Here is a 16,014-nt window from a genome sequence, read left to right on the forward strand (position 1 = left end):
TTGAAAATCGCTCCCAAACGCTTGGCGTATGTCAGACAGGATTTAGCTCGAGATGAAAAAACAGGTTATCGCGCACTATGAGCATCGGATGACGATCGATGAGATTCTGGAATGGATGTTGGCCGATAAACTGATCGATGAACAGGAACGTGGCGAACTGCATCGTTTTTCGCTGCACTGGGAAAACCGCGACAAGCAGCCGATAGAGATCATTTGCGATTACCAGGAGACGGATAATAAACGTTTGCGCAAGCGTTTTACCGAGGAAAAGCTGTCGCACTGGGTCGCCGCGCGGGTGGGACTGCCATACTTTTTCATCGACCCGCTGAAAATCGATGTCGTCACCGTCACGGCTATATGTTCCCAGCCCTACGCCGAACGCTTCGGTTTTTTGCCGGTCGCGGTGGATGAACATAGCGTCACGATTGCGACCAGCGAACCCTTTCTTCGCGAGTGGGAGAAGGATCTTGGGCACATGCTCAAGAAGCAAATCAAAAGAGTTTACGCCAACGGCAAGGATATAGCCCGTTACACTCAGGAATTGTACGCCTTCTCCAGGTCGGTCAAGGGCGCATCCAGCCGGCCCGATGCTTTCGGCAGTCAATTGACCAATCTGGAGCAACTGGTCGAGCTGGGTGAAAAAAGCGATCTGGAGGTCAACAATCAACACATCGTCAACCTGGTCAATTGGTTGTTCGAATATGCTTTCGACCAGCGCGCCAGCGACATCCACTTGGAGCCGCGACGGGACAAAGGCAATGTGCGTTTTCGTATCGATGGCGTGCTGCACCATGTCTACGAATTGCCGCCGGCGGTGATGGACGCCGTCACCAGTCGAATCAAAACGCTGGGGCGGATGAATATCGCCGAGAAACGGCGGCCCCAGGACGGGCGTTTGAAAACATTGAAAAATAGCAGCGAAGTCGAGTTGAGGCTGTCGACGATGCCCACCGCCTTCGGTGAAAAACTGGTTATGCGGATTTTCGATCCTGAAATTCTGTTGCGTGACTTTTCCGAGCTGGGTTTCAATAAGAAAGAACAACAAATCTGGCGCGAGATGAGCCAGCAGGCCCATGGAATCATTCTGGTGACCGGGCCGACCGGTTCGGGCAAAACCACGACCTTGTACTCGACTCTGAAGCAATTGGCGACGCCGGAGGTCAACGTTTGTACGGTCGAGGATCCGATCGAATTGATCGAGCCGACGTTCAATCAGATGCAGGTGCAACACAATATCGGTTTGAATTTCGCCTCCGGCATTCGCACATTGATGCGGCAAGATCCGGATATCATCATGGTTGGCGAGATTCGCGACTTGGAAACCGCGGAAATGGCGATACAAGCCTCGCTGACCGGGCACTTGGTCTTATCCACGTTGCATACCAATAATGCGCCTTCGGCCGTGACCCGTTTGCTGGAACTCGGCGTCAAGCCTTATTTGATCAAACTGACCCTGCTCGGCGTGATGGCGCAAAGGCTGATTAGAACCTTGTGTCCGAAATGCAAACAAAAAACGGCGGTGGATGAATCGGAGTGGCAGGTATTGGTGCGTCCGTTCAAGGTTAAAAAGCCGGAAACGATTTTTAGAGCGGTCGGCTGTAACGATTGCCGAAACACCGGTTATGCCGGGCGGATCGGTATTTACGAAGTCTTCAGAAACAGTCCGGCCATTCAAAAATTGATTGTGGACAATTGCGATGCGATGACGGTCCACAAACAGGCGTTGTTGGAAGGAATGCGGACCTTGCGTTTAAGCGGGGTCGAAAAAGTGTTGGCTGGCCTGACTTCGATCGAGGAAGTGCTAAGAGTCGCTCCGGAGTCTATGGAAGGAGAGTAAGGACTCGCCGTCTCATTATCGATGCATCAGTGTCATGCCGGTTTTACATCGAAGGCAACGCAAACACGCTCCTCGTCGGATTGGAAGGGTAAGGTGCGGTGGAATAAGGAGGAAGGGAACAGCACTAAATCGCCGACCTCGACATCGACAATTTCCTCAGGAAAATCATCATGCAGCCGGGGATAATCGTCGCCGTCGGTACTGTAGGCAAAACTACCCTCGTGATTGTGGGTTCGCTTCGGCAGTTTCAGATAAACGCAACCGCTGATCCAGCCTTCCTCATGGATGTGCGACGTCAAATAGCCTCCTTGTTTCATGCGTAAATACCAGGAACTGGTGAATTCGATTTGCCGAGGAAAATCGCTAATCAAATAATCGTTGTTTTTCGCATAATGTTGCCGATACTGGGCAATCTTTTGTTTGATCAATTTGGCAAGCTTTTGAAACGAGGGTTCGGATCGCAATAACAGGTTTCCGGCGGATTGAATGCCGTAATATAAGCGCCCTTGTTTTCTTTCGGCGATGGCCAGGTGTTGGATGTCGTGCAGCAGTTCTTGCAGCAGCGGACTATCGGGATCGGCCAATTCGTCTATCCGAGTGTGGCGAACATATTCCATCGGCGACGAGCAAAAACGGTAAGTAATGGGTTGGTGAAAATTGGTGGCATAATGCGTCGCCAGCGTGCCGAGCATGACCGATGTATGCCGCGAGTTGGCTGTCAAGCTATCGAGGCGTTGTTTGAAAGGTTCAAATTGTTTGCTCTTGTATAGACATTGCAGCGCGCGTTCCCGGCTGTCGGCAAAATCGGAGGAGTCGAAGTAGGCAACGGCTTCGTCGAGGCGGTCGGCAAGGTACAAATATTCGCCCATGTTGTAACGGGCGCGGCTATGCTTGGGTTGCAGCGTTATTGCTTTTCGATAACAACGGACGGCTTCGTCCATTTGCCCTTGGTCGCGGCGGGTTTCTCCCATGGAGTTCCAGGCATCGGCAAACTCCGGATCGAGTTTGATCGCCTCCTGAAAGGCCTCAATGGCCTCTTGGTGTTGTCCCAAGCCGTACAGCACGGTTCCGAGATTAAAGTAACCTCGGGCATCGGCATTGAGCGCCAGCGCCCTGCGGTAGTATTCTTCCGCCTGTTTAAGCAAGCCTTGCTGTTGCAGTACCGTTCCCAGGTTGCCCAATGCCTCGAAAAAAGTGGGATTGAGCTCCACCGCTTTGCGGTAATGCCCTGCGGCTTCCTCCAATAGTCCCTGTGCTTGCAGCAACGCGGCCAGATTATAGTGGGCGGCGGTGAGGTCCGGTTTGAGGCGGAGGGTTTTGCGGTAACTGAAAATCGCTTCCTTGATGTTATCCATCTCGGTATACAGCAATGCGAGATTGAAATGACCTTCCGCTATCCGAGGGTCGAGTGCGATTAATTTACGAAAACTAGAAAGCGCTTCCCGGTATTGCCCCTGGCCCTGCTGGCAGAGTCCGATGATGTTGTATAAAACAGGCGCCTTACGATAACGGGACTGTAATGATCGCGCCATCGTTTCCGCTTGCTGTAAACGACCGGCCTGAAACAGTTGGTGCAGCGACTGTAACTCGGCGGGAGAGGGTTGCTGTAGTTGTTTGCTTTTCGTTTTCATTAAAATACGCTCAATGATGGAAGCGAATGCAGTTCTGATAAAAAGATAAGCCGCGCGGGTTACGGCTGTTCACAATGCTTGATGGGAAAGCCATTGACTTTAAAAGACTCGTTTTCCTTGTCGAGATATTTTATCTGCTTTTAACAGCATTTAAATAGACATGAACTGAAAGCGGCGCTGATAGCGGTTGATTTTCAAATAAAGCCCCCTTTATACAAAGGGGGCTATCGATTGTTTCTAAAAGTTCTTAAGATTGAACCGAGTTTGTGGTCAAGAGTGTTTTAGCATTGTTTCCATCGCGTTTCTCTTGCGAGAGGAAAGGGCCGATCTGATATCGTCGCGAAGAAAACGTTTCAATCCGCGCCCCAGTTTTTTCGCTAAAAGCGGCAATGCTTGTTCTTTATCCAAAAATGCCATGGGAACGCGCCCTTTGCGGTATTTCGTTAATGCTTTTCTGACGGCGGAACAGAGATAACATTCCGTTCCTGCAGGTAGGGTTGCGTGCAAATCTCTCAAAAGATGTGGCGTTATTTTATTCATAACAACCTCCCTCCTTACGGAGCTTCAAGCTGAACTTCTATCAATCCGGAACGAAGGCCGGTTTCTTTCGTCCTGTTATTCGATAAATAACATTATAAAAAGTAGCAGAATTGTAAAACAATTGTCAACTGATTGTTTCTCAAACTACTTCTATTCGACCTTGGTCTCCGCTTAGAGTTCTCTAGTCGCTTTAAAGGTGATATCAGGCCAACGTTCTTCGGTCAGTTGCAGGTTGACTCGGCTGTTGGCCAGGTAAACTAAATAACCACCGCCGTCTTCGGCCAGGTTGTCAAAGGCCTTTTTCTTGAATTCCTCCAATTTTGCCGGGTTTTCGGCGCTGACCCAGCGAACCGTGTTGATGCCTATTGCATCGTAGACGCATTCGACATTGTATTCGGTCTTCAAACGGTGAGCGGTGACATCGAATTGCAGTACACCGACCGCGCCCAGGATCAGGTCGTTGTTTTTTAACGGTCTGAACAATTGAGTAGCGCCTTCTTCGGTTAATTGAGTCAGGCCTTTTTGCAAAGCCTTGGAACGCAAAGGATCTTTCAATACGACTCGCCGGAACAGTTCCGGAGCAAAGTAGGGGATGCCGCCGAATTTTAGATATTCACCCTGGGTGAAGGTGTCGCCGACCTGAATCGTGCCGTGGTTATGCAGGCCGATGATATCGCCAGGGTAGGCTTCTTCGACGTTTTTACGGCTATCGGCCTGAAAAGTGATGGCGTTGCCCACCTGGATGTTTTTGCCAATGCGGACATGATGTAGTTTCATGCCCCTATCGAATTTGCCGGAACAAATTCGCATGAAAGCGACACGGTCGCGGTGCGCCGGGTCCATGTTCGCCTGGATCTTGAAAACGAAACCGCTGAATTTATCCTCGTTGGGAGAAATTTCTCGTTGTTCGGCCTGTCTCGGCATCGGTCCCGGCGCATATTCGGCAAAGGCGTCCAATAACTCGATGATGCCGAAATTATTGATGGCCGAACCGAAGAAAACGGGTGTCAAATTTCCTGACAGGTATTCTTCCAGATTGAATTCGTGGCTGGCCCCTTTGACCAATTCGATTTCATCGCGCAACTCCTCGGCCTGGTATTTCAAGACTTCATCCAGTTTAGGGTTGTCCAGTCCCTTGATTACCTCCGCCTCAACAATTTTGCCTTCGTGATGCGGACTGAACAGCAATACTTCATCCTTGTACAGGTGATAAACCCCTTTGAAGCGCTTGCCCATGCCGATGGGCCAGGTCATTGGCGCGCAATTGATTTTTAGCACGCTTTCCACTTCATCGAGCAACTCGATCGGTTCGCGGCCTTCGCGGTCGAGTTTGTTGATGAAGGTCAGAATCGGCGTGGTGCGCAAACGGCAGACTTCCATCAATTTAATGGTTCTGTCCTCGACGCCCTTGGCGACATCGATCACCATCAAAGCCGAATCGACGGCCGTCAGCGTGCGGTAGGTATCTTCCGAGAAATCTTCGTGGCCCGGCGTGTCGAGCAGGTTGAGGATGCAGTTTTTATGCTCGAACTGCATGACCGACGTGGTGACGGAAATGCCCCGTTCCTTTTCCATTTCCATCCAGTCCGAGGTCGCATGGCGGGCGGCTTTACGTCCCTTGACCGAGCCGGCCAGCTGAATGGCGCCGCCGAACAACAGCAGCTTCTCGGTGATCGTGGTTTTACCGGCGTCGGGGTGGGAAATAATCGCGAAAGTTCTGCGTCTGTTGATTTCTGAGGACAATGCTGACATGCTTTGACGAAGATTCAAAAAAACATGCCATTATAACGCAAATTACTTTCTACTTCTTACTCGTATCCATGCGGGTTGTTTTTCTGCCAGCGCCAGGTGTCGACCATCATATCCTGTAATGTTTTCTCCGCTTTCCAGTTCAGAACCTGGGCGGCCAAGGCCGGATTGGCGAAACATTCGGCGATGTCTCCGGCGCGTCGCGGCGCGATTCGGTAATTGATCTTTTGTTCGGTGGCCTCGCTAAAGGCATGGATCATGTCGAGAACGCTGTAACCATTGCCGGTGCCCAGATTGAACGCCTCGCAAACGCTGGCCGATTCCTCTTTGGTCAATAGATATTCCAGCGCCTTGACATGGCCTTGGGCCAGATCGACCACATGAATGTAATCCCTGACCCCGGTGCCGTCCTTGGTCGGATAGTCGTCGCCGAAAACCGACAGGACTTCCAATTTGCCGATCGCGACTTGGGACAGATAGGGCATCAGGTTGTTGGGAATGCCGTTCGGGTCTTCGCCAATCAATCCGCTTTGGTGTGCGCCGACCGGGTTGAAATAACGCAATATGCCGATTTTCCAGGGAGCGTTCTCTTGGTTCAAACGGTCCGCCGCCGCAATGTCGCGCAGGATTTCCTCGATAAATAACTTGGTTCGCCCGTAGGGGTTGGTCGCGCTGAGAGGAAAATCCTCCGTGATCGGCACGCTCCGGGGATCGCCGTACACCGTTGCGGAAGAACTGAACACTAAGTGCTTGACCCGGTGTTCGGTCATGACTTCGGTCAAGACCAGGGTCGAATTGATATTGTTATCGTAATAGCTGACAGGGATTTGGCAGGATTCTCCGACGGCTTTCAGGCCGGCAAAATGGATGACGGCGTCGATGGCATGAGTCTGGAAAATGCTTTTCAGTACGGATTTATCCCTAACGTCGGCGCGATAATAAGGAATGTCTTTACCGCTGATCATTTTCAGCCGATTGATCGCTTCCGGTTTGCTGTTGGAAAAATTATCGACAATAACGACATTAAAGCCTGCCGCCAGTAATTCAACACAGGCATGGCTGCCAATATAGCCGGCTCCGCCGGTCACTAGTACGGTTTTATCCATTGTTCAATGCAGAAAGTGTTTAATCTGGAAGTTAATGAGGATTTTTGCCGGCATTCGGCGTAGGTGTGCGGTTTGTAATCGGTCCATTCAATCATTCAAAACACTGTTCCTTGACTTCGGAATACCAGCCGTCCACCCAGGGTTCCCCCAGCTCCGACCACCAAACCATGCCGTCGGCGTATTTTTTCACGAATTGGCATTGCCGGTTGATCAGTTCGCTGGGTAATATTTCTCGTTCCACCGAGTCCTGCAACATCCCTCTTTGCCAAAGAATGGGGTAGACCGGCTTGTCGAAACTTTTGGCAATGTAGAGCTGGATGCTCATGGTGTAGAACAAATGTTCCGAGTCGCCGTATTGCACGAAAAAGGTTGGATAGAGGCTGTCGGAAGCCTTGAAAACCGGTGTCAGTCTGGCCAGGATTTTTTGGTAATCGCGCATGCGAATATTGGGTTTTTGCAGTGCGAACCAGGGAGAGTAGGGCATGCCGAAGAATCCCAAATTCGCGCCAGGCAATACTTCCCGTGCCCATTCCAAAACTTGTAGATACCAGTAAATATGGAGTTCGGCCAGTTCGTCCTCTTCGCTGTCGGTAGTGATTTTCCAGCTGTCGATCTGGAAAATGATGCGTTTCTTACCCTGGTGTTTCAGCAGCAATTCCTTGATTCTGAATTCGTCCGGCGGTTGGTTGACATTGTCCCCTTCGCCAAGCAGTTGGTCTTCGTACAGAATAGTGACGGGGTAACCCAGCCAGGGATAAATTTTGCCTTTATATTGACTGCCGTCGAGAACGGTAAAGATCTCGCTAGGGCCCGCGGCGGAAGGATGTAAGGCGATGTCTTTGTTTATTTTGTCGACAAGATCGTATTTTCCAGGGCCTTTTATGGCAAGCCAAAAGGGTATGCCCATTAAAATAATCCCTAAAAGGAAAATACCTTTTTTAATCATGCCCAAACCGTAGGTGGAAAATCATTAGATATGAAAACTACATAAATTCAATGATTTTGTTTGAAGAATTAAATTGAAAGATAGATTACTCTAAAAAATATGCAATTTTTATTCTCAAAAATCTATATCATTAATTATTAAAGAAGTTTGATTTTCCGAGCCTAGTGTCATAAAGGAAATTGTAAAAGAATCTGACAATTATGCCGATGAATTTAGAAGTGGTAACTGAGTTCGACTCGAACGTGGTCGTCCTGCCTCAAAAAATAAAGGCTGTCATAGGCAGGCGAGCCGGCATAAATGCGCATTTCCGCCTCGATTTTCCAGCTATCGCCGATGCGGCGACTGGCCTCGATATTGTAGAATTTACTGTTACTGGTCCGGTCGAACAATACCCCGGCCAGAATTTCGGTGCTTTGCACGTCGTTAAAGCCGAAGCGCAGCGCCGTTAAGAAATCGTCCTGAAAGGGGGCGTAGAAATTTCTCGAACCGCGGGTATCGTACATATATTCGAGCACAAATCCCAGGTCCAGGCCGGTTTCGTAGAGATCGAACAAGGTATATTCCAGGCCGCCGACGGCGGCAAAATAAGTCTTACCCATGCCGGAGCGCACCATGGCTTCCAATTTCCATAACCAGCTTTCATGGGTCATTTGCAGGTCCAGGCTGGTTTGGTTGATCGTTTCATAAAAAGGGCGGAGTTTTACCAGACGGCCCTGGCTGTCAAAGGAAGGGATAAAACGCGGTTCGCGATTCATGCCGTAAAAATGCGAGATGCCGATGTCCCAATTGCCGATATAGTGCGACCAGCGCGCGGCATAGGACATGTGCTTTTCCAGGCCGTGGCGGTCGAAAAGCGCATCGCCGACGGCAATTTGGGGGATCAAGCGAAAACGCCCTTCGACGCCGGAAAACGTTCGCTCCCTGAAGCCCGGCATGACGAATAAATCGACGGTACCCCAATCGTTGATCAAGGCCAGGTTGATCATCGGTTGCCCCAACTTGTCTTCGGTGTCGGGGTTTTCCACCAGATCGGTTTGATTAATGATGTCGATTAAATGTAGGCCTTCCGCGACCCCCCAAAACACCTTGCGAAAACCGGTGCGAAGCTCCCATTTTTCCTCGACCATAACCCAGGTTAGTTCGCGAATATCGAAGTGGGTGCGGCGATTGTCGTATTGCGAATAACGGTAAAACGGCACAAAAGCGAAGCTTTGCCTGCCGTCATCCCATTGTTTGTAGAAATTTCCTTGAAAGACCCCTGATACGTAATTCTTATGCTGTTCCGGAGCCAGGCCTTTATGCCAAAAAGTCAGGTTTTCCACGCCGACGTAACCATAGATATCCCAATCCTCGAGGATTTCCGGCATGGTGTCTTCCTCCGGTGATTCCATGGCGTCTGTTTGTATCATGCCGCTGTCTGCCACGGTGAGCGGTGCGCTGGATCTCGGCGCGGTGGTCAAAACCACCGTTAATTTCCGCGAGCCGTCGATTCGTTCGGTGCTGCCGCTATACCCGGCAATGGTCGCCGAATCCTTCAGGTCGACCACCAGCCGGGCGGAATCCTTGCCTCGTTTTGCGGCACGAATAGCGGCGAGATGAATAATGCTGGAAGAGGGTTGAATTGGTTGCGCGACGATTTTGGCCCGACTGAAATCGACCACCAGGCGTTGCGGAGAGGGCAGGGTGAACAACGTGTATTGACTGTTCTCCGGTAACTTGAAATGAAAAGCCGTTTGGTTTTTCGCGATAGGCTCAAGCCGAAGCAATTCGACTTCTTGTACCTCGGCCATTACCGACAATGGCAGTAAGCACAGTAACTTGAACAGCAGCGCGTTGAGATTTCGCATGGTTAGGTTGCAGTCATGTTTATAGCAATATTGAGTGTAAGTTTGACACATGGCGCCAGAGGTGTCAGCAGCCCACTTCATCTCCCAACTTTAAATTCAACACGGTTCGCGCATCGTCCTGATTGGCGGCAATTTCTATCAAGCCCGAGGAATTCTTATACCAGAATAACTGCCCCTGGCTAACCTCGCAGAAAGTATTGGCCTGTTCGATGCGAAGGCCCTTGACCTCAATGGTTTTATCCTGCCAATCGGCATGGTAACGTAGCCCCGTCATCGCGTTACCGTAATGGTCGAAATAAATGATCCGCGGCAGATCCTCGGCCCAACCCGCCAACGGTTTGTCGAGCGGTCGCAGCCGGTCTTCGGCCGTATTGTTCGCCAGTCTGGCGGCGATCGGGGCAAAAATATCCCGGCCGTGAAAGCTGGCCGAGCAATCCTGCGGACGCCAGATGATTTCGAACCAGGCGCGCTGTCCGGCGTGGGCCGCGACCGTATTCAACAAGCCGTTATCCGGACCGACAAACCATTGCTCGTCGGCCTTCAATGCTACGGCGGCGCGTTCACCGCCGACACTGGGGTCGACCACGCAGAGAAAAATCGTTCCTGCTGGAAAACTGTGCCGCAGTGCCGCCAATAAATAGGCGCTCAACAGCGGATCGGCCGTCGGCGCGTTGCTGACGAGATTGATGACTTTGCAGTTGGGGACGATTTGTTCGATTGCCGCTTCCATTTGCCCCAGATAGGGGCCTTCCCTGCCGAAATCGGTGAACAGCGCGATCGCCATAATTAGCGTTCCAGGATGTCCAAGCTGTTGTCCTGCCAATTGAGCAGCTTGGAAACCACGATCTGGTTGCTTTCGTATTCGTAAGGCGGCCGCTCGCCCGATCGGTCGATCTGCAGATTCTTGAAGTCGAACAAGTCGGTGTCGCCCAGCTGAGAAGGCGCGATATTCTTTAACGCGGTGAAGATCGCTTCGGTGCGGCCGCCGCCTTTTTTATCCCATTCCGTCAGCATGGCCTTGATATTCTGGCGTTGCAGATTCTCTTGCGAGCCGCACAGGTTGCAAGGGATGATCGGGAATTCCATTAAATCGGAATAGCGTTTGATATCCTTTTCGCGGCAGTAGGCCAATGGCCGGATGACGATATTCCGCTTGTCGTCGGACAATAATTTCGGCGGCATCGCCGAAATGCGGGAACCGTAGAACATGTTCAGGAACAAGGTTTCGACGATATCGTCCTTGTGATGGCCCAAGGCGATCTTGGTCGCGCCGATGTCCTCGGCGAACGAATATAACGTGCCGCGGCGCAGGCGGGAACACAAGCCGCAGGTGGTCTTGCCTTCCGGAATCTTTTCCTTGACGATCGAGTAGGTGTCGCGGTTGATGATATGGTAATCGATGCCGAGTTTATCCAAATATTCCGGCAAGATGTGTTCGGGAAAGCCCGGCTGCTTCTGGTCCAGATTGACCGCCACCAGATCGAAGTCGATCGGGGCGCTTTTTTGCAGACTCATCAGGACGCTCAACATGGTGTAGCTGTCCGCGCCGCCGGATAGGCACACCATGACCCGGTCGCCCGCTTCGATCATGTTGTAATCCTTGATCGCCTGGCCGGTTTGCCGCCGCAAGCGTTTTTGCAACTTGTTGAAGTTGTATTTCGCCGATCCCGTTAACGTTTTCATGCAAAAACTGTAATGCCTGTAAAAAAACCGGCCATTATGAATGATTTGCTTTTTAAATTAAAGGGTTAAAATTTTTCCGAGGAGGAAGGCAAAAGGGCAGGGCGGGTTAAACGGCTTGCGCTTCGGCCCGCAGTTTGTCTCGATGAATATACAGCCACTGGATCGCGATGATCGGAATGGCCGATTCGATCTTGCCATCCTCCAGCATCCGGTAAACCTCGTCGAACTTGACCGCGCTGACCTTGATATCTTCGTCCTCGTGATCGAGGCCGTGTATGCCGCCGACGCCGCGGGTATCGACTCGGCCATAAAACAGGCTCAGCCACTCGGAGGCGCCGCCCGGCGTCGTGTAGAAGGCCTGGATCAACTGCAACTGCTGCACTTCGCAGCCGGCTTCCTCCTTGGCCTCGCGCAGCGCGACTTCCTCAGGGCTTTCGCCTTCCTCGATCGCGCCGGCGACGATTTCCAGCAGCCAGGCCCGCTGCGGTTGCAGGATCGCGCCGACGCGGAATTGTTCGATCAGAACGACCTCGTCCCGGACCGGGTCGTACAGCAACACCGCGACGCAATTGCCGCGGCGGAACAGTTCCCGGTCCAGTTCCTGACTCCAGCCGCCCTGGAACAAGGTATGTTTGAGCCGGTATTTTTCCAGCCGGAAAAAACCGTTGTAAATGGTTTCCTTGTTGACGATTTCGAATCGCTTTTCCGTCATTTTTTGTACTCGACCCGGTAAACCACGCCCAAGGTGTCGTCGGCGATCAACAGGCTGCCGTCCGGCATTTGCAGAATATCGGTCGGCCTTCCCAAGACCTCGCCGTCCTCCGTCAGCCAGCCGCTGATGAAAACCTGTTCCTTATAGGGTTTACCGTCCTTGAAGTTGACCAATGCCACTCGGTAGCCGTGAGGCTTGCTGCGGTTCCAGGAACCGTGTTGGGCGACGAACAATTGATTGCGAAAACGTTCCGGAAATTGTTTACCGGTATAAAAGCGTATGCCCAACGGCGCCATGTGCGCCTTGAATTTCCATTCCGGCGCGACGAACTCGTCGCAGCGGCGGTTGCCGGCCAATTCCGGATCGGTAATCGTGCCGCCATGGCAAAAAGGGTAACCGAAGTGCTGCCCTTTCTTGATCCAGCGGTTCAACTCGTCCGGCGGAAAATCGTCGCCCAGGTAATCGCGGCCGTTCTCGGTGAAAAACAAGGCTCCCGTTCCGGGCTGCCAGTCGAAGCCGACCGTATTGCGAATGCCATGGGCCAGAATCTCGAAGTCGCTGCCGTTGGTGTTCAAGCGCACCAAGGTGGCGTAGATGTCCTTTTCCGGATTGCAGATGTTGCAGGGCGCACCGACGGCGGTATACAGCTTGCCGTCCGGACCGAAGCGCAGATATTTCCAGCCATGGTGCTTGTCGCTGGGGAGGCGATCGTCATAAACCACGACCGGTTTCGGCGGTTTGGCCAGTCTCTGAGTGATCCGGTTGAAGCGGATGATGCGATTGGTTTCGGCGACGTACAGTTGATTATTGCGATAGGCCACGCCGTTCGGCATATACAAGTCCTTGGCCAGTTCGTAGCGATGCTCGGCGACACCGTCCTTGTCGGCGTCTTGCAGGGCGTAAACGCTGCCTTGCTGGCGGGTCCCGACATAAACCACGCCTTTGTCCCCCAATGCCAGGGTTCTGGCGTTCGGCACGTCATCGGCAAACAGCGAAATGCGAAAACCCGGCGGCAACTGCAATTGCCGAAGCACTTCTTGTTTGTCCTCCCCGGCCGCTATGGCAAGCTGGGTCACGGACAGCAGCGACAATAAATAAGCAAGGATTTTCATTTTTTTACCTCGTGCAATAAACTTTCCCGCATCTTAACACTCTATCGATTGAATTTAATATTTCGCATCCCCATATTTTAAACAACTCAAATAACCAAAGGTTCTACACCATGATGAGAATATTGCTTTTCTTGGCGACCAACGCAGCCATCCTGGTTGTCATCAGCGTCATCTTTAACTTGCTGGGGTTGAAAAGCACGCTCGATGCCCAGGGCGTCAACCTGAATCTGGAGGCCCTGTTGATCATGTCCGCCATTATCGGCATGACCGGTTCCGCCATCTCGTTGGCCATGTCGAAGTGGTCGGCGAAACGGGCGATGGGCGTGCATGTCATCGAGCGCCCCAGCAATCAAACCGAACAATGGCTGGTCAACATCGTTGCCCAACATGCCAAACATGCCGGCATCGGCATGCCGGAAGTCGGTGTTTTTCAGGCACCTGAACCGAACGCCTTCGCCACCGGCATGAGCCGGAACAATGCCTTGGTCGCGGTCAGTACCGGATTGTTGCAAAGCATGAACGCCGATGAAGTCGAAGCGGTGGTCGGCCATGAGATCAGCCACGTCGCCAACGGCGACATGGTGACGATGGCCCTGATGCAAGGGGTCGTCAACACCTTCGTCTATTTCTTCGCCACCGTCATCGGCCACGTGGTCGATCGCGTCGTGTTCAAGACCGAACGCGGTTACGGTCCGGCCTATTACATCACCCAAATCGTCATGCAGATCGTTTTGTCGATTCTGGCTTCGATGCTGGTCATGTGGTTCTCGCGTTATCGGGAATTCCGTGCCGACGCCGGCGGCGCCAAGTTGGCGGGGCGGGAGAAGATGATTAGCGCGTTGCGCGCCTTGCAAAGAGCGCACAATCCGGAAGATTTACCCGGCCAACTGGCTGCTTTCGGTATCAACGGCGGCGGCATGAGCAGGCTGTTCATGAGCCACCCGCCCTTGGAGGAACGCATCGCCGCATTGCAAAACCAACGTTAATCTGTCCCAAAACGCCGGCTCAGGCCGGCGTTTTTGCGTCATGAACCAAATTATCCGCTTCTACCTGAGCATCAGTTACGACCGTTACTTGAGCGTTTACCAGGGCATTAGTAAAACGGTGCGGGTCAAGGCCGAAGACGGCCGAATCATCGATTTTCCGGCCGGCAAGATCCAACCCTTTCTGACCAAGGAAGGCATACAGGGGCGTTTTGAAATGGAGCTGTCCCCGCGGCATAAATTTCTCGGCATCAGGAAAATCGGCTGACCGGCGCCGAGCTATATTCTGACGGATGCAAACACCGAAAACAGAAATAACACGACACTGGCGATGATGATCATCGGCCCGGCCGCTATGCCGGAAAAGGCGTAGACGATGATACCGAGCAAACTGGCCAAGCCTCCGGCAAGGGTGCTGATCAGCGCATAACTATTCAGGCTGGCGCTGATATTTTTCGCGGTACACGCCGGAATTGCCAGTAGCGCGGCGGTCATCAAGCCGCCGACGATGCGAACGCCCAGGGCGACGGTAATCGCGATACAGACCAGGTAAATGACGTTATTGCGCTTCAGGTCGATACCGCTGGTCTTGGCCAGATCGGGGGAAATTCCGGCCAATATCAGTTCCGGGTAAATGGCTTTGATGGCCAGATAAAGGCCTCCGGAAATGAGGACCGTCACCAACAGAGTAATATAGGAAATGTTTGAAATATCGCCCAACAAGGCGATATCGGTTTCCTCCTTGGGTAAGAACAGAAACGCGGTCGCCAGCGAGGCGGAAAAAACCACCGCGGTCAATGCTTCCAAATGCAACGAGGTCTTACGTTCCAGCACGCCTATCAGCAACACGCCGAAACCGAGGAACAGAATCGCTCCCAGCGAGACATCGAAGTCGTAAAGCAAGGCCAAGGCAACGCCCGGCAAGGTCAAGTGGCCCAGCGCCCCCCCCATCAGCGTCATGCGTTTGGTCAGCATCAAAGAACCGAGATAGCCGGAAACCGCGCCGACCGCCACGCCCATGATCAGGGCAAGAACAATTTGTACCACCATGACTGTTATCCGTGTTGATGTTTGTAAAATTTGATGCCGGTGCCGTAAAGTTGTTTAAGTTGTTCCGGCGTCAACACCTCGTCGGGTTTGCCCATGCAGGTTTGTTGCTTGTTCAAGCAAATAACCTGGGTCGCGTATTCCCAAACGACGTTCAGGTCGTGGGTGACCAGCATTATGGTCAGATTCTGTTTGTGCCAGAAGCGGTACAACAGGCTGTAAATCGTCTCCTCGCCGCCGACGTCGATGCCGGAGGTCGGTTCGTCCAATATCAGTACATCGGGATTGTCCACTAGCGACCAACCGATCAGCATGCGTTGGAATTGGCCGGTCGACAATTGGCCGAACTGATGGGCCAGCAAGGACTCGTCGAGCCCCACTTCCTGGAAAATCGACAGAACCGCTTGACGGTCAGTGGTCTTGATGGCAAAGAATTCCTCGATCGTCAGCGGCGGCAGATTTTGCCGTTGCAGAAATTCCTGCGGCGGCAGGTAACTGATTTTGCGGGCATTCCACTCGACATCGCCTTGATAAGGCAACAAGTCGAGCAAGCCCCTAAGCAGCGTCGTCTTGCCGGCGCCGTTCGGGCCCAGGAAAATCAAGATATCCCCTTGCGACACGGTAAAGGATAGACCGCTGATTATCGGTTCCGCGCCATAATTTATCCGCAGGTCGCGCACCGTTAATAGTGTGTTTTTTTCATTCATCGTCTTATTCCTGTGGTGGCAATAATATTCAAGTACGCTATGCCGTAATCGATCGACAGTCGATGCAGAAATCCAATAGCGGCGGACCAATATCCTGTTAACCGATTTTAGTTG

Annotated in this window: 15 protein-coding genes; 3 read left to right on the forward strand and 12 right to left on the reverse strand. The window is 52.2% G+C overall.

Translation table 11 applies throughout. The features are described from left to right. Window positions 1-52 precede the first annotated feature (52 nt). Window positions 53-1,837 carry a GspE/PulE family protein gene (locus tag EP25_RS0119000; protein WP_031435318.1) on the forward strand — a complete coding sequence of 595 codons (1,785 nt, stop codon included), beginning with the start codon at window positions 53-55 and terminating at the stop codon, window positions 1,835-1,837. Window positions 1,838-1,869: 32 nt separating this feature from the next. On the opposite strand, the gene EP25_RS0119005 is transcribed toward EP25_RS0119000, so the two are convergent. The 10 genes from EP25_RS0119005 to EP25_RS0119050 all read right to left on the reverse strand — a co-directional run bounded on the left by EP25_RS0119005 (window position 1,870) and on the right by EP25_RS0119050 (window position 13,163). After that, the gene (locus tag EP25_RS0119005; protein WP_031435319.1) at window positions 1,870-3,468 is read right to left on the reverse strand and encodes a tetratricopeptide repeat protein; all 1,599 of its coding nucleotides are present in this window, start codon (window positions 3,466-3,468) and stop codon (window positions 1,870-1,872) included. Window positions 3,469-3,738: 270 nt separating this feature from the next. Then, window positions 3,739-4,008 (reverse strand): hypothetical protein, encoded by a 270-nt coding sequence (locus EP25_RS23310; protein ID WP_152555686.1) that lies wholly within the window; start codon window positions 4,006-4,008, stop codon window positions 3,739-3,741. 171 nt (window positions 4,009-4,179) lie between these two features. Continuing rightward, complete coding sequence (locus tag EP25_RS0119015) at window positions 4,180-5,760, reverse strand: peptide chain release factor 3 (protein ID WP_031435320.1); 1,581 nt, start codon at window positions 5,758-5,760, stop codon at window positions 4,180-4,182. 56 nt (window positions 5,761-5,816) lie between these two features. Next, window positions 5,817-6,863 carry a UDP-glucose 4-epimerase GalE gene (galE, locus tag EP25_RS0119020; RefSeq protein WP_031435321.1) on the reverse strand — a complete coding sequence of 349 codons (1,047 nt, stop codon included), beginning with the start codon at window positions 6,861-6,863 and terminating at the stop codon, window positions 5,817-5,819. A 91-nt stretch (window positions 6,864-6,954) separates the two neighbouring features. Next, window positions 6,955-7,770 (reverse strand): hypothetical protein, encoded by an 816-nt coding sequence (locus tag EP25_RS0119025; RefSeq protein WP_152555687.1) that lies wholly within the window; start codon window positions 7,768-7,770, stop codon window positions 6,955-6,957. Between the two features lie 251 nt (window positions 7,771-8,021). Further along, window positions 8,022-9,656 carry an AMIN domain-containing protein gene (locus tag EP25_RS0119030; RefSeq protein ID WP_051906900.1) on the reverse strand — a complete coding sequence of 545 codons (1,635 nt, stop codon included), beginning with the start codon at window positions 9,654-9,656 and terminating at the stop codon, window positions 8,022-8,024. A gap of 64 nt (window positions 9,657-9,720) precedes the next feature. Beyond that, entirely contained in the window at window positions 9,721-10,440 is a 720-nt protein-coding gene (locus tag EP25_RS0119035; protein ID WP_031435324.1) for an SAM hydrolase/SAM-dependent halogenase family protein, read from the reverse strand. Between the two features lie 2 nt (window positions 10,441-10,442). Then, window positions 10,443-11,339, reverse strand: a complete 897-nt coding sequence (ttcA, locus tag EP25_RS0119040; protein ID WP_031435325.1) for a tRNA 2-thiocytidine(32) synthetase TtcA — start codon at window positions 11,337-11,339, stop codon at window positions 10,443-10,445. Between the two features lie 106 nt (window positions 11,340-11,445). Further along, window positions 11,446-12,051 carry an NUDIX domain-containing protein gene (locus EP25_RS0119045; RefSeq protein WP_031435326.1) on the reverse strand — a complete coding sequence of 202 codons (606 nt, stop codon included), beginning with the start codon at window positions 12,049-12,051 and terminating at the stop codon, window positions 11,446-11,448. Beyond that, entirely contained in the window at window positions 12,048-13,163 is a 1,116-nt protein-coding gene (locus EP25_RS0119050; protein WP_031435327.1) for a PQQ-dependent sugar dehydrogenase, read from the reverse strand. The genes EP25_RS0119045 and EP25_RS0119050 overlap by 4 nt, the downstream gene beginning before the upstream one ends. Before the next feature lie 110 nt (window positions 13,164-13,273). Between EP25_RS0119050 and htpX the strand changes: the two genes are divergently transcribed. After that, on the forward strand, window positions 13,274-14,149 hold the full coding sequence (gene htpX, locus EP25_RS0119055) for a protease HtpX (RefSeq protein ID WP_031435328.1): 876 nt from the start codon (window positions 13,274-13,276) through the stop codon (window positions 14,147-14,149). Between the two features lie 40 nt (window positions 14,150-14,189). Continuing rightward, window positions 14,190-14,414 carry a DUF2835 domain-containing protein gene (locus EP25_RS0119060; RefSeq protein WP_031435329.1) on the forward strand — a complete coding sequence of 75 codons (225 nt, stop codon included), beginning with the start codon at window positions 14,190-14,192 and terminating at the stop codon, window positions 14,412-14,414. A gap of 11 nt (window positions 14,415-14,425) precedes the next feature. On the opposite strand, the gene EP25_RS0119065 is transcribed toward EP25_RS0119060, so the two are convergent. Together EP25_RS0119065 and EP25_RS0119070 are read right to left on the reverse strand one after the other, a co-directional pair. Continuing rightward, a complete protein-coding gene (locus tag EP25_RS0119065) occupies window positions 14,426-15,196 on the reverse strand; it encodes a metal ABC transporter permease (RefSeq protein ID WP_031435330.1) in 771 nt (256 codons plus the stop codon). A 5-nt stretch (window positions 15,197-15,201) separates the two neighbouring features. Further along, window positions 15,202-15,900: a metal ABC transporter ATP-binding protein gene (locus tag EP25_RS0119070; RefSeq protein ID WP_031435331.1), complete on the reverse strand. Its 699-nt coding sequence runs from the start codon at window positions 15,898-15,900 to the stop codon at window positions 15,202-15,204. Window positions 15,901-16,014: the final 114 nt, after the last annotated feature.

It is taken from the genome of Methylomarinum vadi, from assembly GCF_000733935.1.
Lineage (GTDB): Bacteria > Pseudomonadota > Gammaproteobacteria > Methylococcales > Methylomonadaceae > Methylomarinum > Methylomarinum vadi.

Excerpts from the sequence above, each read along its gene's own strand:
- EP25_RS0119050 (WP_031435327.1), bottom strand. The coding sequence starts at position 13,163 with ATGAAAATCCTTGCTTATTTATTGTCGCTGCTGTCCGTGACCCAGCTT.
- EP25_RS0119005 (WP_031435319.1), bottom strand. The coding sequence starts at position 3,468 with ATGAAAACGAAAAGCAAACAACTACAGCAACCCTCTCCCGCCGAGTTA.
- ttcA (WP_031435325.1), bottom strand. The coding sequence starts at position 11,339 with ATGAAAACGTTAACGGGATCGGCGAAATACAACTTCAACAAGTTGCAA.
- EP25_RS0119000 (WP_031435318.1), top strand. The coding sequence starts at position 53 with ATGAAAAAACAGGTTATCGCGCACTATGAGCATCGGATGACGATCGAT.
- EP25_RS0119045 (WP_031435326.1), bottom strand. The coding sequence starts at position 12,051 with ATGACGGAAAAGCGATTCGAAATCGTCAACAAGGAAACCATTTACAAC.
- EP25_RS0119060 (WP_031435329.1), top strand. The coding sequence starts at position 14,190 with ATGAACCAAATTATCCGCTTCTACCTGAGCATCAGTTACGACCGTTAC.
- EP25_RS0119070 (WP_031435331.1), bottom strand. The coding sequence starts at position 15,900 with ATGAATGAAAAAAACACACTATTAACGGTGCGCGACCTGCGGATAAAT.
- htpX (WP_031435328.1), top strand. The coding sequence starts at position 13,274 with ATGATGAGAATATTGCTTTTCTTGGCGACCAACGCAGCCATCCTGGTT.
- EP25_RS23310 (WP_152555686.1), bottom strand. The coding sequence starts at position 4,008 with ATGAATAAAATAACGCCACATCTTTTGAGAGATTTGCACGCAACCCTA.
- EP25_RS0119035 (WP_031435324.1), bottom strand. The coding sequence starts at position 10,440 with ATGGCGATCGCGCTGTTCACCGATTTCGGCAGGGAAGGCCCCTATCTG.
- EP25_RS0119015 (WP_031435320.1), bottom strand. The coding sequence starts at position 5,760 with ATGTCAGCATTGTCCTCAGAAATCAACAGACGCAGAACTTTCGCGATT.
- EP25_RS0119025 (WP_152555687.1), bottom strand. The coding sequence starts at position 7,770 with ATGGGCATACCCTTTTGGCTTGCCATAAAAGGCCCTGGAAAATACGAT.
- EP25_RS0119065 (WP_031435330.1), bottom strand. The coding sequence starts at position 15,196 with ATGGTGGTACAAATTGTTCTTGCCCTGATCATGGGCGTGGCGGTCGGC.
- EP25_RS0119030 (WP_051906900.1), bottom strand. The coding sequence starts at position 9,656 with ATGCGAAATCTCAACGCGCTGCTGTTCAAGTTACTGTGCTTACTGCCA.
- galE (WP_031435321.1), bottom strand. The coding sequence starts at position 6,863 with ATGGATAAAACCGTACTAGTGACCGGCGGAGCCGGCTATATTGGCAGC.